This is a genomic window from Stenotrophomonas sp. Ste96 (genome assembly GCF_024519495.1).
GTDB classification, from domain to species: domain Bacteria; phylum Pseudomonadota; class Gammaproteobacteria; order Xanthomonadales; family Xanthomonadaceae; genus Stenotrophomonas; species Stenotrophomonas bentonitica_A.
In genome coordinates this window covers 139,457-164,246 of the sequence record NZ_JALJRX010000006.1, presented here as the reverse complement: position 1 = coordinate 164,246, position 24,790 = coordinate 139,457, and the positions used below count along the sequence as shown (strand labels likewise).

General features: G+C 67.3%; 23 protein-coding genes. 12 read left to right on the top strand and 11 right to left on the bottom strand.

The genetic code is table 11. From position 1 onward, the window contains the following. Positions 1–79 precede the first annotated feature (79 nt). On the bottom strand, positions 80–1,039 hold the full coding sequence (locus OC373_RS15675) for an aldo/keto reductase (protein ID WP_261998028.1): 960 nt from the start codon (positions 1,037–1,039) through the stop codon (positions 80–82). Positions 1,040–1,264: 225 nt separating this feature from the next. Between OC373_RS15675 and OC373_RS15670 the strand changes: the two genes are divergently transcribed. From OC373_RS15670 to OC373_RS15660, 3 genes are all read left to right on the top strand, one after another. Next, entirely contained in the window at positions 1,265–2,074 is an 810-nt protein-coding gene (locus OC373_RS15670; protein WP_261998051.1) for a methyltransferase, read from the top strand. Between the two features lie 56 nt (positions 2,075–2,130). Beyond that, positions 2,131–2,391 (top strand): hypothetical protein, encoded by a 261-nt coding sequence (locus tag OC373_RS15665; protein ID WP_261998027.1) that lies wholly within the window; start codon positions 2,131–2,133, stop codon positions 2,389–2,391. A 70-nt stretch (positions 2,392–2,461) separates the two neighbouring features. Continuing rightward, positions 2,462–3,004, top strand: a complete 543-nt coding sequence (locus OC373_RS15660; protein ID WP_070426189.1) for a pseudouridine synthase — start codon at positions 2,462–2,464, stop codon at positions 3,002–3,004. A 56-nt stretch (positions 3,005–3,060) separates the two neighbouring features. Here OC373_RS15660 and OC373_RS15655 read toward each other — a convergent pair whose 3' ends face one another. After that, positions 3,061–3,450 carry a hypothetical protein gene (locus tag OC373_RS15655; protein WP_019185464.1) on the bottom strand — a complete coding sequence of 130 codons (390 nt, stop codon included), beginning with the start codon at positions 3,448–3,450 and terminating at the stop codon, positions 3,061–3,063. A gap of 180 nt (positions 3,451–3,630) precedes the next feature. After that, positions 3,631–6,135 carry an ATP-dependent helicase HrpB gene (gene hrpB / locus OC373_RS15650; protein WP_261998026.1) on the bottom strand — a complete coding sequence of 835 codons (2,505 nt, stop codon included), beginning with the start codon at positions 6,133–6,135 and terminating at the stop codon, positions 3,631–3,633. A gap of 103 nt (positions 6,136–6,238) precedes the next feature. Here hrpB and OC373_RS15645 point away from each other — a divergent pair, with 103 nt between their 5' ends. Beyond that, complete coding sequence (locus tag OC373_RS15645; RefSeq protein WP_261998025.1) at positions 6,239–7,036, top strand: TatD family hydrolase; 798 nt, start codon at positions 6,239–6,241, stop codon at positions 7,034–7,036. An 80-nt stretch (positions 7,037–7,116) separates the two neighbouring features. On the opposite strand, the gene OC373_RS15640 is transcribed toward OC373_RS15645, so the two are convergent. The 5 genes from OC373_RS15640 to OC373_RS15620 all read right to left on the bottom strand — a co-directional run bounded on the left by OC373_RS15640 (position 7,117) and on the right by OC373_RS15620 (position 11,770). Next, positions 7,117–8,013, bottom strand: a complete 897-nt coding sequence (locus tag OC373_RS15640; RefSeq protein WP_261998024.1) for an epimerase — start codon at positions 8,011–8,013, stop codon at positions 7,117–7,119. A 5-nt stretch (positions 8,014–8,018) separates the two neighbouring features. After that, positions 8,019–8,957: a 2-dehydropantoate 2-reductase gene (gene panE / locus OC373_RS15635; RefSeq protein ID WP_261998023.1), complete on the bottom strand. Its 939-nt coding sequence runs from the start codon at positions 8,955–8,957 to the stop codon at positions 8,019–8,021. A 66-nt stretch (positions 8,958–9,023) separates the two neighbouring features. Further along, positions 9,024–9,794: a hypothetical protein gene (locus tag OC373_RS15630; protein WP_026070141.1), complete on the bottom strand. Its 771-nt coding sequence runs from the start codon at positions 9,792–9,794 to the stop codon at positions 9,024–9,026. Between the two features lie 219 nt (positions 9,795–10,013). After that, the gene (locus OC373_RS15625) at positions 10,014–10,814 is read right to left on the bottom strand and encodes an ABC transporter permease (protein ID WP_019185458.1); all 801 of its coding nucleotides are present in this window, start codon (positions 10,812–10,814) and stop codon (positions 10,014–10,016) included. Then, positions 10,811–11,770: an ABC transporter ATP-binding protein gene (locus OC373_RS15620; RefSeq protein ID WP_026070140.1), complete on the bottom strand. Its 960-nt coding sequence runs from the start codon at positions 11,768–11,770 to the stop codon at positions 10,811–10,813. The genes OC373_RS15625 and OC373_RS15620 overlap by 4 nt, the downstream gene beginning before the upstream one ends. A gap of 104 nt (positions 11,771–11,874) precedes the next feature. Here OC373_RS15620 and OC373_RS15615 point away from each other — a divergent pair, with 104 nt between their 5' ends. The 5 genes from OC373_RS15615 (at position 11,875) to OC373_RS15595 (ending at position 17,519) form a co-directional block, all read left to right on the top strand. After that, entirely contained in the window at positions 11,875–12,624 is a 750-nt protein-coding gene (locus OC373_RS15615; protein ID WP_261998022.1) for a ferredoxin--NADP reductase, read from the top strand. Between the two features lie 129 nt (positions 12,625–12,753). Next, the gene (locus OC373_RS15610) at positions 12,754–13,923 is read left to right on the top strand and encodes a GGDEF domain-containing protein (RefSeq protein ID WP_261998021.1); all 1,170 of its coding nucleotides are present in this window, start codon (positions 12,754–12,756) and stop codon (positions 13,921–13,923) included. A 116-nt stretch (positions 13,924–14,039) separates the two neighbouring features. Continuing rightward, positions 14,040–15,557: an alpha/beta hydrolase gene (locus tag OC373_RS15605; RefSeq protein WP_102788667.1), complete on the top strand. Its 1,518-nt coding sequence runs from the start codon at positions 14,040–14,042 to the stop codon at positions 15,555–15,557. 34 nt (positions 15,558–15,591) lie between these two features. Next, positions 15,592–16,338, top strand: coding sequence for an ATP-binding cassette domain-containing protein (locus OC373_RS15600; protein ID WP_046273991.1), 747 nt, complete (start codon positions 15,592–15,594; stop codon positions 16,336–16,338). Beyond that, positions 16,335–17,519: an ABC transporter permease gene (locus OC373_RS15595; protein ID WP_019185451.1), complete on the top strand. Its 1,185-nt coding sequence runs from the start codon at positions 16,335–16,337 to the stop codon at positions 17,517–17,519. The genes OC373_RS15600 and OC373_RS15595 overlap by 4 nt, the downstream gene beginning before the upstream one ends. A 182-nt stretch (positions 17,520–17,701) precedes the next feature. Here the strand turns inward: OC373_RS15595 and OC373_RS15590 are convergent, their stop codons facing one another. From OC373_RS15590 to OC373_RS15580, 3 genes are all read right to left on the bottom strand, one after another. Then, positions 17,702–18,934, bottom strand: a complete 1,233-nt coding sequence (locus OC373_RS15590) for an MFS transporter (protein WP_261998020.1) — start codon at positions 18,932–18,934, stop codon at positions 17,702–17,704. 230 nt (positions 18,935–19,164) lie between these two features. Then, entirely contained in the window at positions 19,165–20,166 is a 1,002-nt protein-coding gene (locus OC373_RS15585; protein ID WP_019185449.1) for an energy transducer TonB, read from the bottom strand. A gap of 187 nt (positions 20,167–20,353) precedes the next feature. Beyond that, positions 20,354–20,989 carry a TIGR00645 family protein gene (locus OC373_RS15580; protein ID WP_070426178.1) on the bottom strand — a complete coding sequence of 212 codons (636 nt, stop codon included), beginning with the start codon at positions 20,987–20,989 and terminating at the stop codon, positions 20,354–20,356. A 106-nt stretch (positions 20,990–21,095) separates the two neighbouring features. Here OC373_RS15580 and OC373_RS15575 point away from each other — a divergent pair, with 106 nt between their 5' ends. The 3 genes from OC373_RS15575 (at position 21,096) to OC373_RS15565 (ending at position 24,733) form a co-directional block, all read left to right on the top strand. Further along, complete coding sequence (locus OC373_RS15575) at positions 21,096–21,785, top strand: glutathione binding-like protein (RefSeq protein ID WP_070426177.1); 690 nt, start codon at positions 21,096–21,098, stop codon at positions 21,783–21,785. Between the two features lie 170 nt (positions 21,786–21,955). Continuing rightward, a complete protein-coding gene (locus tag OC373_RS15570; RefSeq protein WP_261998019.1) occupies positions 21,956–24,184 on the top strand; it encodes a S9 family peptidase in 2,229 nt (742 codons plus the stop codon). A gap of 39 nt (positions 24,185–24,223) precedes the next feature. Further along, on the top strand, positions 24,224–24,733 hold the full coding sequence (locus tag OC373_RS15565) for a cytochrome c oxidase assembly factor Coa1 family protein (protein ID WP_046273032.1): 510 nt from the start codon (positions 24,224–24,226) through the stop codon (positions 24,731–24,733). The last annotated feature ends 57 nt before the right edge of the window (positions 24,734–24,790 follow it).

Here is a 24,790-nt window from a genome sequence, read left to right as displayed (position 1 = left end):
GGCCGGGCCGGAAACCGAGCGCCGCCCCATACGGAAACAGCCGCCCCGGGGCGGCTGTCCGTCATCCATGACGGTGGGCTCAGGCCTGTTCGGCGCTCGCCGCATCCAGCTGCTGCACTTCCTGCGCCGACAGCGCGACCTTCGCGGCGGCCAGCACATCGTTCAACTGCTCGACACTGGTGGCGCTGACGATCGGCGCGGTGATGCCCGGGCGGGCGATCAGCCAGGCGATCGCGATCTGCGACGGGCTCACGCCATGCGTGCTGGCGACGTCGTCCAGTGCGCCGAGGATGCGCAGGCCACGCGGATTGACATACTTGTCCACCACGCTCTGGCCGCGCGCGCTGCTCTTGCCCGCATCGGCGGCACTGCGGTACTTGCCGCTGAGGAAGCCGCTGGCCAGTGAGTAGTAGCTGATCACGCCGAGCTGCGCGTCGCGCACTACCGCTTCCAGCCCGGCTTCATAACCGGCGCGGTCGTACAGGTTGTACTCCGGCTGCAGCGTCTCGTAGCGGGGCAGCTTGTAATCGGCCGAGACCTTCAAGGCATCGCTCAGGCGCTCGGCGCTGTAGTTGGACGCACCGATCGCGCGCACCTTGCCCTGTTCGATCAGGCGACCGAAAGCAGCCAGCGTGGATTCGAGCGGGGTGGATTCATCATCTTCGTGGGCCTGGTACAGATCGATCACGTCGGTCTGCAGGCGGCGCAGCGAATCCTCCACGGCGGCGGTGATGTTGTCGGCCGACAGGCCCGGGTGTTCGGACCACTTGGCCACCTTGGTCGCCAGCACCACCTTGTCGCGCTTGCCGCTGTGCTTGAACCAGCGGCCCAGGATGGTTTCCGACTCGCCGCCCTGGTTACCGGGCACCCACGCCGAATAGACATCGGCGGTATCGACCAGGTTGAAGCCGGCCTCGACGAAGGCATCGAGCAGGGCGAAGGAGGTCTTCTCGTCCGCACTCCAGCCGAAGACATTGCCACCGAAGGCGATGGGAGCGACATGGAGGCCGGAACGACCGAGTTCGCGCGTAGCAGTCATGGGTGATGTTCTCCCTGGGAATCGTTTCCACAGGATACGGCCGGGGGGGTGACAGCGTTGCGGCAGCAGGCACAAAACAGTGTTCTGGATTGCTGCGTCGCACTAACGCTTTGTGAACACCTGTGCACGCTTGGCTGCTAGTCTCGCCGCATCCCGTTACCGGAAGCCCCGCCGATGAAAGCCCGTTCGTTGACCTGTGCCTGCCTGTTCACTGTCTCCACCCTGATGCTTGCCGCACCCGCGATGGCCATCAAGCCCGCCGGCCCGAACGCGCAGGTCGCGATCACCCCGGCGGTGCAGAAGGCCGTGCAGGACAGCCGCCGCGATCCGGCCAACGTCAAGCGCGATGCCTACCGCCATCCAGCGCAGACCCTGTCGTTCTTCGGTGTCGCGCCGGGCCAGACCGTCATCGAGATCACCCCGGGCAACGGCTGGTATTCGGAAATCCTCGCGCCGCTGCTGCACGACAAGGGCCAGTACGTAGCCGCCGTGGTCGACCCGGCGGCCGTGCCGGAGGGGCGTGGCCGTGATTACCAGCAGCGCAGCCGCGAAGGCCTGGAAGAGAAATTCGCCGCTGACGCCAGCGTGTTCGGCAAGAGCCGTGTGGTGGCTTATGACCCGAAGGCCCCGGTGTTCGGTCCGGCCAACTCGGCCGATGTCGTGCTCACCTTCCGCAACGTGCACAACTGGCGCAGCAGCGGCCAGGCTGAAGGCATGTTCAAGGGCTTCTTCTCGGTGCTCAAGCCGGGCGGCGTGCTCGGCGTGGTGGAGCACCGCGCCAAGGCCGATGTGCCGGCCGACGACAAGACCGGTTATGTCGGCCAGCAGCAGGTGATCGCGATGGCCAAGGCCGCCGGTTTCGAACTGGCCGGCAGCAGCGAGATCAACACCAACCCGCGCGACACCAAGGATTATCCGAATGGCGTGTGGACGCTGCCGCCGACCAACCAGCATGACGCGGCAGATGAAGCCAAGTACCAGGCGATCGGCGAAAGCGACCGCATGACGCTGCGCTTCGTGAAGCCGGGCAAGTAATACACCACGCGCGGGCTATTGCCCGCGCGTTCCAGGGAAGGTAGAGGAAAGCACTTTTGAAGAAGCTGCTGTTGATCGCGTTGGCGGTGGTCACGCTGATCAAGATCGTTGATTTCGTGTTCTACGGCCGCAACGGCTACGACCTGATGGGGGCCGCCGGTTTCGGGCTCCTGCTCGCCGGTGCAGCCCTGGACGGGCGTCGCGCGTTGAATGCGCCCGCCACCGGGTCCCGGGCACGGCAAGCCCGCATCGCCACTGTCTGCGGCGTGGTGCTGGTGCTGGTCTACTTCCTGCTCAAAATGAAGATCATCGGATAACGTTCGCCGCGGATCGCGGCGTCGGCGTGGGGATGGGACAATGGACCACCCCACCGCCGCTGTCGCCCCGATGCTGATCGCCTTCAACAAACCGTTCAATGTGCTGTGCCAGTTCACCGACCGCAGCCAGCCGCCACGCGCGACGCTGGCCGGCTTCGGTCTGCCACCGGCGGTGTATGCCGCCGGGCGGTTGGATTACGACAGCGAAGGCCTGCTGCTGCTCACCGACGATGGCGGCCTGGCCCACCAGTTGACCGATCCGCGGCACAAGGCCGACAAGACCTACTGGGTGCAGGTGGAAGGTACGGTGACCGATGAGCAGGTCCAGGCGTTGCGCCGAGGCGTGCTGCTCAACGATGGCCCCACATTGCCGGCCGGTGTCGAGCGCTTGGAGCCCGCACCCGAATTGTGGCCACGCACGCCGCCGGTCCGCTTCCGCAAGACGGTGCCCGATGCGTGGCTGGCCATCACGCTGCGCGAGGGCCGTAACCGGCAGGTGCGGCGGATGACCGCAGCGGTCGGCCTGCCGACGCTGCGCCTGGTCCGGGTTTCCATGGGCGCGCATGCGATCGGCGATCTGCAACCTGGGCAATGGCGGGAGATCGGACAATAAAAAACCGCCGGCTGAGGCCGGCGGTTTCCATGCGGATTCGGTGAAGCGTCAGCCGATCAGGCGTCGCTGCCGATATCGCTGGTTTCATCCACCACGGTGTCGTTGCGGCGGTTGCGGGCGCTGATGCGCTGCGCCTGGCCGTTCACCACGCCGCCGTTGGCGAGCTTCTTCTTCTGCTGCTTGCGGTACAGCGCGTAGCCCAGCAGGCCGACGCCGACAGCGGCGGCGGCGATGGTCACGGCCGGATTGCGGCGCACCACCTTGGCGGCGACCTTGCTGCCGGTCTTGACTGCGCCCAGCGCCGCGCCGGTCTTGATCCAGTCGGTGGCCTGCGGGCCGAAGTGGCGCAGGTTGCTGCCGGCATGCTTGAGGCCGTCACCAGCGGTGCTGGCGATGTCCAGGGCGCGCTCGAGGGCGCGGTCGGTAATCACGGTCAATCTGCTCATGGGGGGTCCTTTGCCTCGGTTCTGATCCAGTGTCGCGCGATGGCCGTGTACGCGGTGTTATCCACCGGCGACGGCCAGGTCATGACTGTAGCGGCTCGGTGCAGCGTGGTCAGCGGGGCGTGTGGTGCCGGTCAGGTAGCAGCCATGAATGGGGGCAACGCGATGGCGGCGGAGGCGCGCTCACGTCCCGCGCGGCTTGGCCCGGTGCGTGGCCGTGGCCGTCCAGGGATCGTCCGGCCATGGATGCTTGGGATAGCGGCCCTTCATTTCCTTCTTCACTTCGGCATAGGTGTTCGCCCAGAAATTGCGCAGGTCCTGGGTGACCTGCAGCGGCCGGCCGCCTGGGGAAAGCAGATGCAGCGTCAGCGGGATGCGGCCATCGGCGATGCGCGGGGTGTCGCTCAGGCCGAACAGTTCCTGCAGTTTGACGGCCAGCACCGGCGCCTGCGGCGTGACGCCATCGGCATCGAGCGCGTAGTGGATCGGGCGCTCCATCCCGGAAGGCACGGTAATGCGCACCGGGGCATGGCGATCGATCAGCTGGCGTTGCGCCCACGGCAGCGGTGATTTCAGCGCTTCACCCAAGGTGGATTCGTCGAGCGCGTCCAGGCGGGTCCTGCCGTTGAATGCGGGGGTCAGCCAGGTCGGCAGCGTCGCCAACAGCGCTGCGTCGGAGACATCCGGCAGTTCCAACTCCGGCATCCATGCCCGCACCGCCAGCACACGTGCCTGCCACTGGCGCAGCCCCTCGGTCCACGGCAACGCATCCAGCCCAAGTTCGGCAACCGCTTCAGTCAGTGCCTGCGCGGCGTGTGCAGGATCCACGCGGCCGGCCGAGCGGCTGTCCAGCACGATGCGGTCGAAGCGGGTTTCCCGTCGCGCGACCAAGGCACGCTTTTCACCATCCCAGCGCACCACGTCTTCCTGTTTGAAGCGATCGGGAAAATCACGGCGCAGGCGGTTCTCGTCCACCGGCGCGGCGCGCAGCAGCAACGCATCGCGTGCCTCGTAGCGCAGCTCCACGGCGACCAGCCACGGCTCGCCACGCAGATCGCTGGGATCGAACAGGCGCGCGCTGCGGCCATTGGCCAGCAGATAGCGCAGCGGATCGGTCGGATGGCGGGCAGCGATCCGGTCCGGAAATGCATGGGCGAGCAGGTCACCGAGTTGATGCGCTTCGACTGAGGAAGGAGGCGCGGCATCACAGCGCAGGCGTCGCCGCCATTGTTTGCTGGCGGCATCGATGGTCGCCAGGCCGCCGCGGTTGGCATCGGGTGGCACGCGCCCCTGGCGGAACGCCGCCAGCGCACGCCACCGCGCGGCGAGCGCATCACCGCCCTGGCGCAGCGGATCGCGCGCTTCCACCAGCGCGGCCAGATCGCAGGCCAGGGCCTGTTCGGCACCTGTGCCGGCCGCCATCAGCATCGCGGCCAGCCGCGGATGCGTGCCGAGGGTCAGCATGCGCCGGCCCAGCGGGGTCAGCGTGCCGCTGTCGCTGAGCGCGCCCAGGCGCTGCAGCAGTTCACGGGCGGCGGCCAATGCACCGGCCGGCGGTGTATCCACGAAGCGCAGGTCGTCACTGCCCCAGGCGGCCAGTTCCAGCGCCAGCGAGGCCAGTTCCACCTGCGCGATCTCGGGCCGACGCTGTGCCTCCAGGCGCTGCGACTGCGGCCACAGCCGCCAGGCCCAGCCCTCGGCGACACGGCCGGCGCGGCCGGCACGCTGATCGGCCGAGGCCTGCGCGATGTGGACCACATCCAGGCGCGCGAAGCCGCTGTTGGGGTCATAGCGCGGCTCGCGGGCCAGCCCCGCGTCGATCACCACGCGCACGCCGGGCAGGGTCACCGACGACTCGGCCACGTTGGTGGCCAGCACCACGCGGCGGCGGCCGCCGGGATCGGGCTGCAGCACCTGCGATTGCTGATCCACCGGCAGTTCGCCGTGCAGCGGCAATACCTGCACGGCGGGATCGAGCACGGACTGCAGCGCGGTCTGCACGCGCGCGATCTCGCGCTGGCCGGGCAGGAACACCAGCACATCGCCGGGATGCTCGGCCAACGCCTGCTCCACCGCACGGCGCGCCTGCGGTTCCAGCGCTTCGTCGCGGCGTGCGGGGAAATGCGCGATCGTCACCGGGAAGCTGCGGCCTTCGCTGCTCAACCGGGGCGCATCGAGGAACTGCGCCAGCCGCTCGCCATCCAGGGTGGCCGACATCACCACGATGCGCAGGTCCTCGCGCAGCTGCGACTGCACATCCAGCGCCAGCGCCAGGCCCAGATCGCCGGCAAGGTGGCGCTCATGGAATTCATCGAACAGCAGTGCGCCCACGCCCTCCAGCAACGGATCGTCCTGCAGCATCCGGGTCAGGATGCCTTCGGTCACCACTTCAATCCGGGTCCGCGCGGAGATCCTGTTCTCGAAGCGGATGCGATAGCCGACGGTCTCACCGACGTTCTCGCCCAGCTGTCGCGCCATGAACTGCGCCGCGCTGCGGGCGGCCACGCGGCGTGGCTCGAGCATGATGATCCTGCGGCCTTCCAGCCACGGTGCATCCAGCAGCGCCAACGGCACCTGGGTGGTCTTGCCGGCGCCGGGCGGTGCTTCCAGCACCAGCCGGGTGCCGTGCTCCAGCGTGGTCTGGATCTGCGGCAGCAGTGTGGAAATCGGGAACATCGGGGTGGTCATGCGGCAAGGATACGGGGCCCAGGCGGGGGCGGCGAGACGCGCGCGCCGGGGCATCGCGGGGAGCACGGTAGAATGCCCGGGTTCACCCGTCCTGTAGCCCCACATGCAACTGATCGATATCGGCGCCAACCTCACCCATGACTCTTTCGATCGCGACCGCGACGCCGTGCTGGCGCGTGCGCGCGAGGCCGGGGTGGTGCAGATGGTGATCACCGGCGCCAGCCGCGAGCATTCGCCGATGGCGCTGGCGCTGGCCCGCCAGCACCCGGGGTTCCTGTATGCGACCGCTGGCGTGCATCCGCACCATGCGGTGGAATACACCGACGAGTGCGACGCGGAAATGCGCGCGCTGCACGCGCATGCCGAGGTGGTGGCGGTAGGTGAGTGCGGGCTGGATTACTTCCGCGATTTCTCGCCGCGCCCGGCGCAGCACCGCGCCTTCGAGCGCCAGCTGCAGCTCGCCGCCGAAAACGGCAAGCCGCTGTTCCTGCACCAGCGCGACGCGCATGCCGATTTCATGGCGCAGATGAAGAATTTCGAGGGCAAGCTCGGCCCGGCAGTGGTGCACTGCTTCACCGGCGAGCGCCAGGAACTGTTCGATTACCTGGACCAGGACTGGTACATCGGCATCACCGGCTGGTTGTGCGATGAACGCCGTGGCGCCCACCTGCGCGAGCTGGTCAAGCACATCCCGGCCGACCGCCTGATGATCGAGACCGACGCGCCCTACCTGCTGCCGCGCACGCTCAAGCCCCTGCCGAAAGACCGTCGCAACGAGCCGATGTACCTGTCGCACATCGTCGAGGAGCTGGCGCGCGACCGCGGGGAGGACGTGGAGATCACGGCCGCCCACGCGACGGCGGCTACGCGCACGTTCTTCCGGCTCCCTGACGCGGCTTGAGAAGGTAGGTACCGACCGTTGGTCGGTACGCGTGTCGGACCCCGCATGGGTACGCCGCACCCACGACCGACGGTCGTGGGCTAGCGCAGGGCAGGGCGTCCGTCGCCGTGCGCCCACGCATCGTCCAGTCCTTCGCGGTACGTGGTGAAGCGTGGCTGCCACTGCAATGCCGCGCGCGTGGCGCGTCCGTCGATGCGCTTGTTGCTGGCGTAGAAGCGGCGCAGTGAGGCGGCCACCTCGGGTGCGTCCCACGCCTGCACGACGGGCAGCGGCAGTCCACTCAGCGCCGCGGCGTAGGCCACCACGTCCTGTGGCGGCGCCGGTTCGTCATCGCTCAGCAGATGCAGCGCAGCGCCTGCAGGCCGCTGCATCGCAGCCTGCACGCCGCTGGCCAGGTCCGCCACGTGCAGCCGGTTGAACACCAGCCCCGGCCGCACCACCTGCCTCGCCTTGCCCTGCGCCAACTGCACCAGCGCATTGCGCCCGCGCCCATACAGGCCCGGCAGGCGGAACACCGCCGAGGCAATGCCACGCGCCTGCGCGAATGCCTGCCACTTCTGTTCCGCGCGCAGGCGCTTCAGGGCGGTCTCATCGGTCGCATCGGCGGCAGACGTCTCGTCGACCCAACCGCCATCGCGGTCGGCGTAGACCGCGGTGGAGGAGAGATAGCCGACCCAACGCAGCGCAGGGCTGTCGCCCAGCGCATCGATGAGCAGGCGCAAGGCCGGGTCGCCGTCTGCATCCGGTGGCACGGAGCAGACGATGGCCTCGGCCGTGCGGATCGCCTCGCGCAGGCCCGCGCTGATCGGTTCGCCTGCAACCAGACGGTGGCGGAGCAGCCCATCCGCCGGCGCACTGGCCGGATCGCGTACGGTGCCGCTGCAGGCCACCCCGTTCGAGTGCAGCAGCGCGGCCAGATGCCGCCCGCTATAGCCCAGGCCCAGCACCAGCACGTGGGACGGCAGCGCGGCAGGCATGGCGCTCAGGCGCTGCGCTGCTGCTGGTAGGCCTGGAGGTGCGCATAGGCCACGGCCAGCAGCGGTGCGGCCCGGCCGGCCGCCCGTGCCCGTACCAGCATGTCGCCGACGATATGCTCGGCCTCGACCTGTTGGCCGGCCTCCAGATCGCGCAGCATCGACGCCTTCAACGCCGAGCCGGACTGGGTGGTCGCGGCCAGTGCGATCTCCTGCGCCTTGGCCGGGATCGGCTCGCCGGCCGCCTCGGCCACCGCCAGGCACTCCTCGTACAGGCCCCGCACGATCGCCGCACCGTCATCGGTGGCCACGATCGTGCCGACATCGGCGCGCATCAGGCAGGTCGCCGCCGCCAGCGTGGTCAGGAAGGTGTATTTGATCCACTGCTCCTGCCCGATCGCATCGGTGGCGACGTGGTCCACGCCCGCCTGCACGCAGGCCGCCGCCAGCGCCAGCACGCGCGCGCTGCTGCCGGTGCCGTCGCGCTCGCCGAAGGTCAGCTTGGCCGCCGGCGCCAGATGCACCACCGCGCCGTCGCTGGCCTTGGTCGCGCTGATGAAGCACAGCCCGCCCAGCACGGCGTCGCGGCCGAAGCGTGCGTCGAGATCGGCGTAATGCCGCAGCCCGTTGAGGATCGGCAACACCGTGGTACGCGGGCCCATCGCCGGGGCGATCGCCTCGATCGAGCTGGCCAGGTCGTAGGCCTTGCAGCTCAGGATCACCAGGTCGAAGGGCTCAGCGCTTGCCAGTGCAGGCAGCGCCTCGGCGGTGACGTGCTTGACCGGGAAGGTCGCATCGCCCAGCGGGCTGCGGATCACCAGCCCTTCGCCCGCCAGCTGGGCCGCACGCGCCGGGCGGACGAGGAAGGTGACGTCCACGCCGGCCTGGGCCAGGCGACCACCGAAGTACCCGCCGGTCCCGCCGGCGCCAAGGATCAGGATGCGCATGACAATCTCACTGCTGATGGATGGCTCAATAACCAATTGTGCCGAATTCACTGCACCGATCGAATGCTAAACCCTGAAATCTTCCGTGTACCCAAGCAACAGTGTGGTGCGAAGCCGTAGAACGTCGCTTAGCGCGGACCATGCCTCTGTTGACCCCTGTGAACCATAGACCGCCTGCAGGTCGCTGATCAGCTCAAGGATATCGTCGCTCGCCAGCAGGTCGTCCCGCTGGAACCCCAACCAGGACGCGCCAATCCCAAACAGCCGATAGCTGTATCTGTCGCGGAGATGCCTGGTCAGCGCATGGTTCTGGAAGATGTTCCAATCTGCCTCAAAGTAGCCGTTGGGTAGTGCGGCAATCAGCAGATCCTCTCTCATGACAGGCACGCGCTGAATGCACACCACTTCGTCAAGAATCGAATCGGGATCGTCATTGACTTCGCTCAGCGCCCAAATATCCTGATCCGAGCAGCGTAGGGATCCGGTCAGTGCCGACCACTCGACGCGATGCTCAGAGGACTCAAGCCGTTCAATCACATGCGTCAGCACAGTGCATCGTGCAGCCAAGGCCTCTGCGGGTGATGACATATCCTCGCCAACATCGGCATCCAGGGCGATGCGCTCGTCGTCCGACGAGGCGTGCATGCTTGTGTAGCAACATTGGTTCAGGTCGTCGAGCGTGCAAAGAAATCGATCCGATGGAAAGGCCGCACGCTGCTCATCCAGGCAGCCGAGAATTTCCTGCATGCGTGGAAATGGGCTTAAAACCATATGGCTGAATGCGTCAATTGGTCCGTCGGACACAGCTTGATCCAGAGGAATCTGAACAATCTTCATAGTCGGTGTGGCCGAAAAACACATTGATTCTGCGAAGGTTTCTCGCAAGGTTCAGGCGGTCGGCCCAATTCTTGGGTGGGAGGGTGTTGTTACGATGCACCAGGTACCGTCCGGCGTCGAATGTAATCGCCCTCACAAAGCAAAAGGCCCCGGCGAATCCGCCGAGGCCCAGTGCCGACCGGGAATCCCCGATCCATCACAGATACTACGCGCGCAGCATCAGCTCCGCATCCCCACGCCCCGCTTCAGCAGCCACAGCGCCAGCGCCGTCAGCGCCACCACGAAGCCGATCATCAGCGCATAGGCCACCCACAGCGGCACATCGCTGGTGCCCAGCAGGCCGTAGCGGAACGCGTTGACCATGTAGAAGATCGGATTGGCATGCGTGGCCGCTTCGGCCCAGGTCGGCAGCAGCTTCACCGAATAGAACACGCCGCCCAGGTAGGTCAGCGGGGTCAGGATGAAGGTCGGCACGATCGCCACGTCATCGAACTTCTTGGCGTACACCGCGTTGATGAAGCCGGCCAGCGAGAAGATCGTCGCGCCCAGCAGCACCGTGGTCAGCGTCACCAGCGGATGCGGGATGCGCACCGGGGTAAAGAACATCGCGATGATCAGCACGATCACGCCGACCATCAGGCCGCGCAGCACCGCACCGGACACATAGCCCCACAGGATCACCCAGTTGGGCATCGGGCTGACCAGCAGCTCTTCCACGTGGCGGCCGAACTTGGCGCCGAAGAACGACGAGCTGATGTTGCCGTAGCTGTTCTGGATCACGCTCATCATCACCAGGCCCGGCACGATGAACTGCATGTAGCTGTAGCCGCCCATCTCGCCCACGCGCGAGCCGATCAGGCCGCCGAAGATCAGGAAGTACAGGGTCATGGTGATCGCCGGCGGCACCAGGGTCTGGCCCCAGATGCGCAGGATGCGCGCCACTTCGCGGCGCACGATGGTCATCAGTGCGATGCGGTTGCGCTGGCCGTCGGTCAGGACCGGGGTCGGGGTGCTGCTCATGCCACGTTCTCCTGGTTGCCGGTGAGGCGCACGAACAGCTCCTCCAGGCGGTTGCTCTTGGTGCGCATCGAACGCACGCGGATACCGGCGGCGTTCAAGGCGTCAAACACACGGTTGAGGTCCATCGCGCGCGGCATGTCCACGTCCAGCGTGTGGCTGTCGGTGGCGATCAGGATCGCGCCTTCGATCTCCGGCAGCTGGGCCGGCAGGCTGCCGTCGATGTCGAACAGGAAGCCCTCCACGTCCAGCTTGGCCAGCAGTTCGCGCATCGGGCCTTGGGTGACGATCTGGCCGTGGTTGATGATGGCCAGGTTCCGGCACAGGTGCTCGGCTTCTTCCAGGTAATGCGTGGTGAGGATGATCGTGGTGCCGGCGGCGTTGATCTCCTTGAGCACGCGCCACATGTCGCGGCGGATTTCGATGTCCACCCCGGCGGTCGGTTCATCCAGGATCAGCAGCCGCGGGCGGGTCATCATCGCGCGGGCGATCATCAACCGGCGCTTCATGCCCCCGGACAGGGTGCGGCTCATCACCTGCGCCTTGTCCCACAGGTGGGCGCGCTTGAGTTCTTCTTCGGCCATCTTCTCGGCCTCGGCACGGGCCACGCCATAGAAGCCGGCGTAGTTGACCAGGATGTCGAAGGGCTTTTCGAACAGGTTGAAGTTGATTTCCTGGGGGACCAGGCCGATCAGGCGCATGGTCGCGCTGCGGTGGCGCACCAGGTCGCTGCCGAAGACCTCGACCTGGCCTTCGCTGAGGTTCACCAGCGAGCTGATGATGCCGATCAGGGTCGACTTGCCGGCGCCGTTGGGACCCAGCAGGGCGAAGAAGTCGCCCGGGGCCACGTCCAGCGAGACGCCCTTCAGCGCCTGGGTGCCGTTGTCATAGGTTTTGCGGAGGTCACGCACCCGCAGGGCGGGCACGGCGGTGGGCGCGGAAGTGTTCTGGGAAGCCAAGCTCTTGCCTTCGCGCCTATGGGCTGGCGCTGGATAGGGGCGGGGAGCGGCTATTATAGAAGACCCCGAGGGCTTGCCCCGGCTACACACTGTCCCGAAAAGTCGTGCCTGCTCAATTCCCCCTCAAACTGGTCGACCGGCGCATGCTGGCCCCGACCGTCGGCCATTACCAGTTCCTGCGTGATGACGGCCAGCCGCTGGATTTCCAGCCCGGTCAGTTCATCCAGGTCCATTTCGAGTACGCCGACGGCACCGCTACCAAGCGCAGCTATTCGCTGGCGACCATTCATGATCACGCCCTCGGCGCGGGCGATGCGGTCGATATCGCGGTCAGCTTCGTCCCTGGCGGCGCCGCCACCTCCCTCTTCGAGGGCCTGGACATCGGCGGCCACGTCAGCGCCAGCGGTCCGTTCGGCCGGTTCTGCCTGCAGCCGGGCGACCACAACGCCCGCTACCTGCTGATCGCCACCGGCACCGGGGTCACCCCGTACCGCTCGATGCTGCCGCTGCTGGCCACCGCCATGGCCGAGCGTGGCGTGGAGGTGGTCCTGCTGCAGGGTGCCCGCACGCCGGCCGAACTGCTCTACAGCGACGACTTCCGGGCCTTCGCCGAGGCCCACCCGGGCTTCCGCTATGTCCCGTGCCTGTCCCGCGAGCTGCCGGAGAACCCGCATCCGGACGTGCGCCACGGCTACGTGCAGCAGCATCTGGCCGAGTTCGCCCCGAGCGCGGCCACCGACATCGCCTACCTGTGCGGCAACCCGGACATGGTCGATGCCACCTTCGAGGCGCTGAAAGACGCCGGGCTCCCCACGCCGCAGGTGCGGCGCGAGAAGTACGTCAGCAGCAAGTAACCCCGCTTTCCGGCGCGCCGCTGGCCGGTGCGCGGCAGGCAGGCGCCGCTGCCCGGTCCCGGACCGGGCAGCGCTGCACCGTGGCGGGCGGTAAGATGCGCCGCGCGCCGCTTTCGCCTGGCTGACTCGATGCCCCTGGATTTCCCCACCATTGCCGTGCTCGGCTTCCTGCTGTGCCTGGGCATCGCCATGGGTTTTTCATTGCTGCTGCTGGTGCTGCGCCGGCAGCCGGCGCTGCGGTTGTGGACGGCCAGCCTGTGGATGCTCTCGGTCAGCCTGACCCTGGTCGCGCTGCGGCCGTACCTGCCCCATGTAGCCGGAATCCTGTCCGGTAATGTCGCGGTCGCGCTGTCCGGTGTGCTGATGCTGTACGGCGTGGCGCGTCATCTTGGCCGTCGGCTGCCGGCGTGGCAGCCGGTGGCATTGGCGGCCACCTATCTTGGCGCGATCGCATTATTCCTGGTGGTCCATCCCAGCCTGGTCATCCGGCTGCACGTGTTCAGCGTGTTCGCGGTCCTGCTCAACGGATGGATGACCTGGCTGCTGCTGCGCCACGCACCGCCGGCGCAGCGCACCAGCTGCCGGCTGGCGGCGGTGGTGTTCGCCGCGCAGACCCTGCTGTACCTGGTCCGCCTGTTCCTGCCGGTGGCCCCGGATGCGGGTGACGACCTCCTGCGCGCGGGTGCGCCGGTCTTTGCCACCTACCTGGTCGGGCTGATCCTGGAGCTGGCGCGGTGCTTCGCGCTGGTGCTGCTGCTGGTGGAACGGATGCTGGTGGACCTGCAGCGACTGGCACGCACCGACGTACTGACCGGCCTGCTCAACCGCGGGGCGGTGCTGGCCGACGGCGCCAGCCTGCTGGAGCTCAACCGCCGCCCCGGCCGACCCCTGGCGTTGCTGCTGCTGGACGTGGATCACTTCAAGCAGATCAACGACCGCTGGGGACACCTGGCCGGCGATGCGGTGCTGCGGCATGTCGCCGACGTACTGAGCACCTGCGTCGCCGATCGCGAGCATCTGCTGGGCCGCTATGGCGGGGAAGAGTTCGTCCTGCTGCTGCCGGCGGCCGATCAGGCCCAGGCGCGGCAGTGCGCCGATCGCCTGCGCCAGGCGCTGCGTGAGTCGCCCGCGCGGCTCGACGGCGTGCCGGTGCCGGTGACGGCGAGCATCGGCCTGGCGATCGATCAGGGCACAGGCGACATGGCGCGCCTGCTCGGTGAAGCCGATGCCGCCCTGTACCGGGCCAAGGCCGACGGCCGCGACCGCACCATGAGCGCGGTGGCCTTGACGGTGCAGTGAGGTGTACGGCGACGCCGCCGCCTTCCCCGGCACGGGGCCAGCCGTGTAAGTTGGGTCACATCGGCCACGCCCACGCGTCGTGGTGGCATGATCTTCAACAAGGGGAAGCACGGAAGATGTCTACACACCACCTGAGGCTGGCCGGTGCGCTGGTCGCCGCCCTGTGTGCCGGCTGTGCGCCGGTACCGGACGATGCATCCGGCGCGGCCGCCGCTCAACGCCTGTACGGCACGCTCGCGTTCCAGCCCTGCACCCTGACCAGCGCGCAGGCCAGCGCGAACGTGGAGGCACAGTGCGCCACGCTGCAGGTGCCGGAAAATCCGGCCGAACCCGACGGTCGCAGAATCGGCTTGAACATCGCCTGGCTGGAGGCCGGCAATGACGGCGCCGGCAAGGCCGACCCGGTGTTCTTCCTCGCCGGTGGCCCCGGCCAGGCCGCGACCGAGGTCGCCGCACCGGTGAACATGGCGCTGCGCGATGTGCGCAAGCAGCGCGACATCTTCCTGATCGATCAGCGCGGCACCGGCAAATCCAATCCGCTCACCTGCCTGGATGCGCAGGGCAAGGAGCTGCCGCTGGACGAGAACGCCGCGCCGAGCGCGGGCCTGATCGAAGACTATGCCCGTCGCTGCGCGCAGTCGTTGACCGGCCGCGCCGACACCCGGTTCTACACCACCACCGAGGCCATCGGCGACCTGGATACGGTGCGCAAGGCGCTGGGCGTGGACAAGGTCAACGTGATCGGCGGCTCCTACGGTACGCGTGTGGCACAGCAGTACGCCGCGCATTATCCGCAGCACACCCGCACCGTCGTGATCGATGGCGTGGTGCCGAACGACCTGGTGGTCGGCGGCGATTTCGCCAACACCTTCGAAGATGCGATCACCCTGCAGTCGGCACAGTGCCGCCAGGATCCGATCTGCGCCCAGCGCTTCCCGGTCGATACCCGCACCCAGCTGCGCAACGTCATGGCCACGCTGGCCAAGGCACCGGTCGAGGTCGAGTACCGCAATCCGGGCACCGGCCAGGCCGAACGCGATGTATTGACCGCCGATTCGGTGACCGGACTGGCCTTCATGTTCTCGTATATGCCCGAGCTGTCCTCGCTGCTGCCGGTAATGCTCGATGAAGCCGCGCAGGGCCGCTATGCGCCGCTGATGTCGCTGAGCAAGATGGCCAGCCGTACGCTGGGCGTGCAGATGAACCGTGGCATGCAGTGGTCGGTGCTGTGTGCCGAGGATGCCGACCGCTATCAGGAAAGTGCGCAGGGCGACCGCGTGCTGGGCCCGGAAGTGGCGCGCATGTTCTTCGCGGCGTGCCCGGCGTGGAACGCCGGTTCGCGGCCGAAGGATTTCACCACGCCGTTCGCTTCGTCGCTGCCGGTGCTGCTGCTGTCGGGCCAGTTCGATCCGGTCACGCCGCCGCGCTATGCCGAGCAGGTCGTCAAGCAGCTGCCGAACGGGCGACACCTGCTGGCCAAGGGCCAGGGCCACGGCACGATCAACGCCGGCTGCATGCCGCGCATCCTTGGCCAGTTCATCGACACCGCCGATGCCAAGTCGCTCGATGCCACCTGCCTGGACACCCTCAGCCCGGTGCCGGCGTTCACCTCGTTCAACGGATGGGCCCCATGAACCGTTCCTCCCACCGCACCGGGGAGGTGCGCGCATGATCGTCGCCGAGAACCTGCATAAAGCGTTCAAGACCAAGACCGGCCTGATCCACGCCGTCCAGAACGTCGGCTTCCAGGCCGAAGACGGCCGCATCACCGGCCTGCTCGGGCCGAACGGTGCCGGCAAGACCACCACCATGCGCATGCTGTACACGCTGATGAAGCCCGACCAGGGCCGCGTGCTGGTGGATGGCATCGACGCGGCGGTGGACCCGATCGCCGTGCGCCGCCAGTTGGCGGTGCTGCCCGATGCCCGTGGGGTCTACAAGCGCCTGACCGCGCGCGAGAACATCGCCTACTTCGGCCAGCTGCACGGCCTGAGTGCCGCGCGGATCCGCGAGCGCACCAAGGTGTTGTCCACGGCGCTGGAGATGGAGGACATCCTCGACCGCCAGACCGAAGGGTTCTCGCAGGGCCAGCGCACCAAGACCGCGATCGCCCGCGCCCTGGTGCACGACCCGCGCAACGTGATCCTGGATGAGCCCACCAACGGGCTGGACGTGATGACCACGCGCGCGCTGCGCGGCTTCCTGCGCGGGCTGCGCGACGAGGGGCGCTGCGTGATCTTCTCCAGCCACATCATGCAGGAGGTGGCCGCACTGTGTGACCACGTGGTGATCATCGCGCAGGGCACGGTGATGGCCGCCGGCAGCGCCGATGAGCTGCGCGCACAGACCGGGGAAAGCAACCTGGAAGATGCCTTCGTCAAGGCGATCGGTACCGAAGAAGGATTGCACGCATGAGTTCGTTCGCCACGCTGTTGACCGTGATGCGCAAGGAACTGCGCGATCTCTCCCGCGACCGCCGCACCCTCGCGCTGACCCTGCTGCTGGGGCCACTCCTGTATCCGGTGCTGATCCTGGGCATGAGCAAACTGGCCGAAAGCCGGGTCAAGACGCAGATCGAGCAGCCGCTGGAAATACCGATGATCGGCGGCGAGCATGCCCCCAATCTGGTGCGTTTCCTGGCATCGCAGGGTCTCAATGCGACCGAGGCACCGAAGGACCTCACCGAAGCGATCCGAAGCCAGCGCATTGATGTGGCGCTGCGCATCAGCCCGGACTTCGGCAAGGACTGGGCCGACGGCCGCCCGGCGCTGGTGGAGATCATCAAGGACAGCACCCGCCGCGCTGCCGATATTCCCAGCAGCCGTCTGGAAGCGGCCTTGGGTGGCTACAGCCAGCAGGTCGGTGCCCTGCGCCTGCTGGCGCGCGGGATCGATGCACAGGTAGCGCGCCCGCTGGACGTCGCCGCGCAGGACCTGGCGACCGCCGAAGCCAAGCGCGGGATGATGCTCTCGGTGCTGTTGCCGATCCTGCTCACCATCACCTCGTTCCTGGGCGGTGCCTACCTGGTGATGGATACCACGGCCGGCGAACGTGAGCGGCAATCGCTGGAGCCGCTGCTCGCCACCCCCGCACCGCGCAGCGCGATCGTCAGCGGCAAGATCGCCGCGGCCTGCGCCGTGGGTGTCGCATCGCTGCTGCTGACCCTGGCGGCCTTCAAGATCAGCGCGCAGCTATCCTCCGGCGGGGTAGGCCGGCAGCTCAACATGGGCTTCCTGCCGATGCTGCAGATGCTGCTGATCATGCTGCCGATGCTGTTCATCGGCACCTCGCTGCTGACCTTCCTGTCGGCGGCGGCCAAGAGCATGAAAGAAGCCCAGAGCCACATGACCTGGCTGATGCTGCTACCGATGCTGCCCGGTTACGCGCTGATGGTGTACCCGATCAAGAGTGAGCTGTGGCAGTTCGCGGTGCCGTTCCTGGCGCAGAACCAGATGCTGCTCAAGATCATCCGCCACGAAACGATCAGCGCGCAGATGTGGGCGGTGTATCTGGGCGCGGGCTTCGGTCTGGCGGCGCTGTTCTGGTATGCCGCGGTGCGGCGCTACCATCAGGAACGGTTGGCGATTTCGGGTTGACGGCAGGCGGGCAGGACGCCGAAAGGCGTTCTGCCTCGCGACCGACGAGCTCGGGGCGCGGTAGGGAAGGGCACTCCGGGAGATGAACGCAATGCTCCCTGAGGGGCGGTCGAATAGCGGTTCATCCAACGTCATGCCGCGATGAACCGCTTCCCTGCACGAAGAGGAGTGCGGGGCTCCGCTCAGGGGTCAGGACGTTCCGCTCGATCCGGCGGGACAAAATAGATCCACCAGGTAATCAGGCAGGCCGTGGCGGAGAACGCCATGACCGAGACGTAGCTCCAGCGGATGGAGATGTACGGCGCTGCCGCACCCAGCAGAAGATAGGTCGCCAGGATCAACACGCTGGAGGCGGCATTTCCGGCTGCTTGAACACGCCCCTGCATGGCGGGGTCGGTCAGCTCCTGGGCAGCCGTCGTCACCACCGGCCAGGTGGCCAGTCCACCCCCGATGAGGAAGTACAGGAGCAGGGCACTGGCGAAGGACTCCGCCATCGCGAACAGCGCAAAACAGATGGTCATCGCCAACGTGGCCATGACCAGTGCCGGACCGTAGCCCCAACGTTGCGCCGAGGCCGGAAGAATCGACGCGCCCACCACAACGCCCAGGGACAGTGCCGCTTCGATGGCACCAAACTCGCCGGCGCTGAGATTCAGGACCACCTTGGCGAAGGGGGCCAGCAGAATACTCGTCGTCATCAATGTGACGTACATCAGCGCCTGCACGCTGTACATGAGCAGCAGGCGACGATGGCTGAGGAGATAGCGCAGCCCCTGCACAAATGCGGCGTGCCGCGTCACGTCACGGGTCGGGCTGATCCCGGCGTCATCGCCCAGCCTGACGCCGATCAGGCACATCAACGCCAATCCGAAGAGGCCCGCAGTCACCACCAGTACCACGGGAAGCGGCGCCAGCATCAGCAGCGCTCCGCTGACCGGCATGCCGATGATGAAGCCGATTTCGAAGGCCACATCCACCGCTGCATTGGCGTCCAACAGATGCTTGGCAGGCACGAGGTCGCGCACCATCGCCAGCAGCGCCGGTGTATACAGCGCGGCGCAGGTCCCCATGCAGAAACCGAGCACAAGCAGCGCGGGTACACCGGGGTAGCGTGCATAAATGACTGCGGCCACCAGCAGCACCACGATCCGCACGGCCTTGGTGATCATGACCACGTACCGCCGATCGTATCGATCCACCCATGCACCAATGGCCGGTGCGAAGATGAGCGAGGGAATCCAGTAGCAGGTCATCAGCCATGCCAGTGCGGACACCGAGGCCTGTTGACCCACGACCGTCCAGGACATGGCAAGCAGGATCATGCCTGCGCCGATGTTGGCAAGCAGGCAGCTCAGCACCACGCGCCGCACCGAAGGGATCTTCAGCAGCTCAAGGCGCCGGGCCAAGTGACTCACGTGGGTGGCCTGTGGGCTGCCGCGGCGTGTATGGCCCCGGCTTTTTCAAGAACAGCGATGTCCATGCGAGGACATGCTGCTACAGATTGTTCACGCCGTTAAGAGGCATTGCTGACAGCCTCTCTGAACAACATGTCGTGAGCCATGAGCGAAAGGCAATACTGCGCGCGGTGTAAAGCAAAAAGGCCCGGATCACTCCGGGCCTTTCGTCCTCCCACCTTACGCTGCGATCAACCGCCTTCCGGTGCGAAGGCAAGCGTGCGGCGCGTGGTGACCGGGGCGCCGACCGGCTCGAACTTCCAACGCTTGACGGCGTTGAGCGCTTCGCGGTCGAACACGCGCGCCGGGGTGGCGCGCAGCACGCGGGCGGCGGTCACCGAACCGTCGGTGCCGACGGTGAGCTCGACCAGCACTTCGCCGGAGGTGCCCGAACGCAGCGCGTCGGCCGGGTAACGGGGGGCCGGGGTGCTGACCGGGCGCAGGCTCGGCGCCGCGGCGGCCTGGCGGGTGGCCGCGGCCTGCTGGGCGGCGGCCTGCTGCTGGCGTTGTTCGGCCTCGCGGCGGGCGGTGGCCTGACGCTCGGCATCCTGGCGGTCGGTGTCGCGGCGCGCGGCTTCCTGCTGCGCGGCGATCTGCCGCGCGGCCTCGGCTTCGGTGCTCTGCTGCTGCGCCAGGCGCTGCTGTTCAACCAGCTGCTTGGCGCGGGTCTCGGCGTCTTTCTTGACCTTGTCGGTCTCTTCCTGGGTGCGCTTGAGCGCAGTCTGCATGCTGCCGCTGATGCCTTGTTTCAGGCGCGGCAGTGCGGGGGCGGCCGGGTCGACCTTTTCGATCAGCGCAACCAGGCGCTGGGTTTCGGCGAAATCCTCGCGGCCCAGGTTCTGCTCGGCGGCGATCAGGGTATAGGGCAGCAGATCGGTCAGCGCGCTTTTGACCGAGGCGTCATCCGGGGTCTTGTCGCGCAGCGCCAGGTAGTACTCGATGGCGTTGTCGCCGGCCGGGGCGTACATGCGGTTCTCGCGCAGGGCCTTGCTGGCCAGCTCACGCAGTTCCTCGGTACCCAGCGACTGGACCTTGGCCGAGACCGCCGGTGCGGCCGGCGCAGCAGTGGGGGTGGCGGGTGCCGCAGGCGCGGCCGGTGCGGTGTCGTCCTTGCCCGAGCAGGCGGACAGGGCGACCAGCAGGATCATCGGCGCGAACAGGCGCGCCGGGCCATGAGTCTTGACGTGCGACATCCAACTCCCCTTTGAAGACGACGATACGTAGGGCCTGATGCGGTCAGGCCGACCGAAGGCCATGGACGTTTCCCGACGTCCATGGCGGATCCGCAGGTGTGCAATCTAGCATCACCCCGCCCGGCCCGGGGGCCAGGCGGTCAGGGCAGGGGGCATCCTCACCGATGCCGCCGCTGCCGGGCAAGCGTCAGTGCGACAGCGCCTTGCTCGGCGTGCCGTTCATCAGCTTGTCGGTGTAGGCGATGCCGATCGCCGAGAGGATGAAGGCGCAGTGGATGATGGTCTGCCACATCACCCCGGTCGAGGTCATGGCCGAGCACTTGAAGGCCGCTGCAGCGCTCGGGCCGATGCTGCTGATCGCCGTCTGCACCGCCAGGATGTACTCCGGGCTGTTGCACGATGGCAGCCCATCCAGATTGCCCGCCGCAATGAACGTCTTCAGCAGGTGGATCGAGGAGATGCCGATGATCGACAGCGCCAGCTTCACCTTCAGCACGCTCGCGTTGACGTGGCTCAGCCATTCCGGCTGGTCGGGGTGGTTTTCCAGGCGCAGGCGCGATACGAAGGTCTCATAGCCGCCCACGATCACCATCACCAGCAGGTTGGAGATCATCACCACGTCGATCAGGCCCAGCACCAGCAGCATGATCTCCTGCTCGCCCATGGTGTTGGCCTTGTGCAGCAGGTGCCACAACTCCTTGCCGAACAGGAACACATAAACGCATTGGGCCAGGATCAGGCCCAGGTACAGCGGCAGCTGCAGCCAGCGCGAGGCGAAGATCAGGGAGGACAGGGGACTGATGGGAGTCTGGGTCGAGCTCATGCTGGGATGCTGCGTTGCGGGGACGGCGCAGCGTAACGGTCCGGCTTGACCCTGCCAAGCCGAATGACGGACTAGACTCGGTATTCCCAATCCGCGAGCCGTCGCCATGATCGACCTGTACTACTGGCCCACCCCGAATGGCCACAAAGTCACGCTGATGCTGGAGGAGACCGGCCTGCCATACCGGATCCAGCCGGTGAACATCGGCGCCGGGGACCAGTTCACGCCCGACTTCCTGGCGATTTCGCCCAACAACAAGATGCCAGCGCTGGTCGACCACCAGCCCACCGACGGCGGCGCCCCGCAGAGCGTGTTCGAGTCCGGCGCGATCCTGCTTTACCTGGCCGAGAAGACCGGCCGCTTCCTGCCCGCCGACAGCCGCGGCCGGGTGGCGGTGCTGGAATGGCTGTTCTGGCAGATGGCCGGGCTTGGCCCGATGAGCGGCCAGATGGGCCATTTCAACGTCTACGCGCCCGAAAAGATTCCCTATGCGATCGAGCGCTACGACAACGAAGTGCGCCGCCTGCACGGCGTGATGGACAAGCGCCTGGCGCAGACCGCCTATCTCGGCGGTGAGGCGTACAGCATCGCCGACATGGCCAGCTACCCCTGGATCGGGGCCTACGACAAGCTACCGGTCGATTTCAGCGCCTTCCCGAACCTCAAGCGCTGGCATGACGCGATCGCTGCGCGCCCGGCCACCCAGCGGGCCTACGCCCTGCGCGAGAAGGTGAACCCGCAGGCCGGCAAGCCACTCAGCGAAGAAGAGCGCAGACACCTGTTCGGCCAGCGCTGAACGGATGCTCACCTGCCCGGTAGTGCCGGCCGCTGGCCGGCTCCACGCAGCGGCGCGCGCGGCCGGACGTCCGCCAGCCTCGGCACGATCAAGACGGTTTTGGTTAGGATGAGGCGTTCCCCGTGCCGCGCCAGCGGCCGGGGACTGCCCAGACGCTGCCGGAATCCTTCATGCGCCACCTGTTTGCTTCGCTCGCCCTGATGCTCGCCTCGACCTCGATCGCCCACGCTGAAAAACTGACCCTGGATGCCATCACCGGCCCGCTGCCGTTGTCCGGCCCGACCCTGATGAAGCCCAAGGTGGCCCCGGACGGCTCGCAGGTCAGCTTCCTGCGCGGCAAGGATGCGGACCGCAACCAGCTGGACCTGTGGGCGTATGACATCGCCAGTGGGCAGACCCATCTGCTGGTCGATTCCAAGGTGGTGCTGCCGGGCGAAGAGACCCTGAGCGATGCCGAGAAGGCCCGCCGCGAGCGCCAGCGCATCGCCGCGATGACCGGCATCGTCGATTACCAGTGGTCGCCGGATGCACGCACCCTGCTGTTCCCGCTCGGCGGCGAGCTGTACCTGTACGACCTGAGCAAGCAGGGCAAGGCCGCGGTGCGCCAGCTCACCCACGGCGAAGGCTTCGCCACCGATGCCAAGCTCTCGCCGAAGGGCGGCTTCGTCAGCTTCGTGCGCGCTCGCAACCTGTGGGTCATCGACCTGGCCAGCGGCCAGCAGATCCAGCTCACCGGCGATGGCAGCGACACCATCGGCAACGGCGTGGCCGAGTTCGTGGCCGATGAGGAAATGGACCGCCATACCGGCTACTGGTGGGCGCCGGACGACTCGGCGATCGCCTTCGCCCGCATCGATGAATCCCCGGTGCCGGTGCAGAAACGCTACGAGATGTATGCCGACCGCACCGAGATGATCGAGCAGCGCTACCCGGCCGCCGGCGACCACAACGTCACCGTCAAACTGGCGGTGATCGCGCCGCGCCGGAACGCCGCGCCGCGCTGGATCGACCTGGGCCGCAACCCCGACATCTATCTGGCCCGCGTCGATTGGCGCGACCCGAAACACCTGACCTTCCAGCGCCAGTCGCGCGACCAGAAGACGCTCGAACTGGTCCAGACCGAGCTGGCCAGCGGCCAGCAGCGCACGCTGGTGACCGAGACCTCGCCGACCTGGGTGCCGCTGCACAACAGCCTGCGCTTCCTCAAGCAGGGCGGTTTTGTGTGGTCGTCCGAGCGCAGTGGCTTCGAGCACCTGTACCGCATCTCCGACGACGGCAAGACCGTCACCGCGCTGACCGCCGGCACCTGGCCGGTGGACGAACTGCTCGCCGTGGACGAAGACGCCGGCAAGGTCTACTTCCGCGCCGGCATGGACAGCCCGCGCGAAAGCCAGCTGTATGCCGTGTCGCTGCAGGGTGGCACGCCGCAGCGCCTCTCGCAGGCGCCGGGCATGCACACCGCCAGCTTCGCGCGCAACGCCAGCGTCTACGTGGACAGCTGGTCCAACACCACCACGCCGCCGCAGATCGCGCTGCACCGTGCCAACGGCGAGAAGATCGCGACCCTGGTCGAGAACAATCTTGACGACCCGGCGCATCCGTACGCGCGCTATCTCGATGCGCAGCGCCCGGTCGAGTTCGGCACCCTGACCGCCGCCGATGGCAGGACCGAACTGCACTACAGCCTGATCAAGCCGACCGATTTCGATCCGGCCAAGCGCTACCCGGTGGTGGTGTACGTCTACGGCGGCCCGGCCTCGCAGACGGTCACCAACAGCTGGCCCGGCCGTGGCGATCACCTGTTCAACCAGTACCTGGCCCAGCAGGGTTACGTGGTGTTCTCGCTGGACAACCGTGGCACCCCGCGTCGCGGCCGTGATTTCGGTGGCGCGCTGTATGGCGTGCAGGGCACGGTGGAAGTGGCCGACCAGCTGCGCGGCGTGGCCTGGCTGAAGCAGCAGGCCTGGGTCGACCCGGCGCGCATCGGCGTGCAGGGCTGGTCCAACGGCGGTTACATGACCCTGATGCTGCTGGCCAAGGCGTCCGACAGCTACGCCTGCGGCGTGGCCGGTGCACCGGTGACCGACTGGGGTCTGTATGACACCCACTACACCGAGCGCTACATGAACCTGCCGGGCAACAACCCGAAGGGCTACGAAGAAGCGCGCGTGCTGGCGCACATCGACGGCCTGCGCTCGCGCCTGCTGCTGATCCACGGCATGGCCGATGACAACGTGCTGTTCACCAATTCCACGGTGTTGATGAGCGCCCTGCAGAAGCGCGGCCAGCCGTTCGAACTGATGACCTACCCCGGCGCCAAGCACGGCCTGTCGGGCAGCAATGCGCTGCACCGCTACCGCCTGGCCGAAGATTTCCTGGGGCGTTGCCTGGCGCCCTGATGCCGCGTTTCCGCCACCGGCCTGACAAGGAGTTTGCCGATGACATTGCCGCCCGCGCTTCCTGGTTCGACCGTACCCACCGGCTGGTGGCGTCGCCACTGGCGCTGGGCGATGCCGCTGGCGGTGGTGGTCGGTATGGCGGCGGCAGCGGGCGCGGTAGGGTTCGCGCTGTCCCAGTGGGCGTACTGGAGCAAGTCCAGCACGCCCTACCAGGAAGCCATGCGCCGGGCGCGCTGCAACATCGAACTGGTGGCGGCCCTGGGTGAGCCGCTGCGCGATGGCTACCTGCCCGCCGGCTCGATGCATTCCAACGGGCAGAGCCAGTTCGTGATCGCGGTGTCCGGCCCGCAGGGCAACGGCCGCATCTTCCTCAATGCCAAGCGCGCCGGCGAGCACTGGGACTACCCGATGCTGTACGTGGTGACCGACGGCAAGGAGGCGATCGATCTGGCCGCCCTGGACGACCTCGAAGCCGCGGACAGTTGCGCGCTCGAAGAGTGCCGGGCGAAGGGGGACTGCCCGCCGGCACCGGAAGCCTTGCAGATCTGAGTGGCGCATGACCTCCGGCCAATTGCCCCGGACCCGCCAAGTGCGTAGGGTCGCAGG

What these genes read in the sequence shown, in the direction of transcription:
- OC373_RS15675 (WP_261998028.1), bottom strand. Translation starts at nt 1,039, where the DNA reads ATGACTGCTACGCGCGAACTCGGTCGTTCCGGCCTCCATGTCGCTCCC.
- OC373_RS15670 (WP_261998051.1), top strand. Translation starts at nt 1,265, where the DNA reads ATGCTTGCCGCACCCGCGATGGCCATCAAGCCCGCCGGCCCGAACGCG.
- OC373_RS15660 (WP_070426189.1), top strand. Translation starts at nt 2,462, where the DNA reads ATGCTGATCGCCTTCAACAAACCGTTCAATGTGCTGTGCCAGTTCACC.
- OC373_RS15655 (WP_019185464.1), bottom strand. Translation starts at nt 3,450, where the DNA reads ATGAGCAGATTGACCGTGATTACCGACCGCGCCCTCGAGCGCGCCCTG.
- hrpB (WP_261998026.1), bottom strand. Translation starts at nt 6,135, where the DNA reads ATGACCACCCCGATGTTCCCGATTTCCACACTGCTGCCGCAGATCCAG.
- OC373_RS15645 (WP_261998025.1), top strand. Translation starts at nt 6,239, where the DNA reads ATGCAACTGATCGATATCGGCGCCAACCTCACCCATGACTCTTTCGAT.
- OC373_RS15640 (WP_261998024.1), bottom strand. Translation starts at nt 8,013, where the DNA reads ATGCCTGCCGCGCTGCCGTCCCACGTGCTGGTGCTGGGCCTGGGCTAT.
- panE (WP_261998023.1), bottom strand. Translation starts at nt 8,957, where the DNA reads ATGCGCATCCTGATCCTTGGCGCCGGCGGGACCGGCGGGTACTTCGGT.
- OC373_RS15630 (WP_026070141.1), bottom strand. Translation starts at nt 9,794, where the DNA reads ATGAAGATTGTTCAGATTCCTCTGGATCAAGCTGTGTCCGACGGACCA.
- OC373_RS15625 (WP_019185458.1), bottom strand. Translation starts at nt 10,814, where the DNA reads ATGAGCAGCACCCCGACCCCGGTCCTGACCGACGGCCAGCGCAACCGC.
- OC373_RS15610 (WP_261998021.1), top strand. Translation starts at nt 12,754, where the DNA reads ATGCCCCTGGATTTCCCCACCATTGCCGTGCTCGGCTTCCTGCTGTGC.
- OC373_RS15605 (WP_102788667.1), top strand. Translation starts at nt 14,040, where the DNA reads ATGTCTACACACCACCTGAGGCTGGCCGGTGCGCTGGTCGCCGCCCTG.
- OC373_RS15600 (WP_046273991.1), top strand. Translation starts at nt 15,592, where the DNA reads ATGATCGTCGCCGAGAACCTGCATAAAGCGTTCAAGACCAAGACCGGC.
- OC373_RS15595 (WP_019185451.1), top strand. Translation starts at nt 16,335, where the DNA reads ATGAGTTCGTTCGCCACGCTGTTGACCGTGATGCGCAAGGAACTGCGC.
- OC373_RS15585 (WP_019185449.1), bottom strand. Translation starts at nt 20,166, where the DNA reads ATGTCGCACGTCAAGACTCATGGCCCGGCGCGCCTGTTCGCGCCGATG.
- OC373_RS15580 (WP_070426178.1), bottom strand. Translation starts at nt 20,989, where the DNA reads ATGAGCTCGACCCAGACTCCCATCAGTCCCCTGTCCTCCCTGATCTTC.
- OC373_RS15575 (WP_070426177.1), top strand. Translation starts at nt 21,096, where the DNA reads ATGATCGACCTGTACTACTGGCCCACCCCGAATGGCCACAAAGTCACG.
- OC373_RS15570 (WP_261998019.1), top strand. Translation starts at nt 21,956, where the DNA reads ATGCGCCACCTGTTTGCTTCGCTCGCCCTGATGCTCGCCTCGACCTCG.
- OC373_RS15565 (WP_046273032.1), top strand. Translation starts at nt 24,224, where the DNA reads ATGACATTGCCGCCCGCGCTTCCTGGTTCGACCGTACCCACCGGCTGG.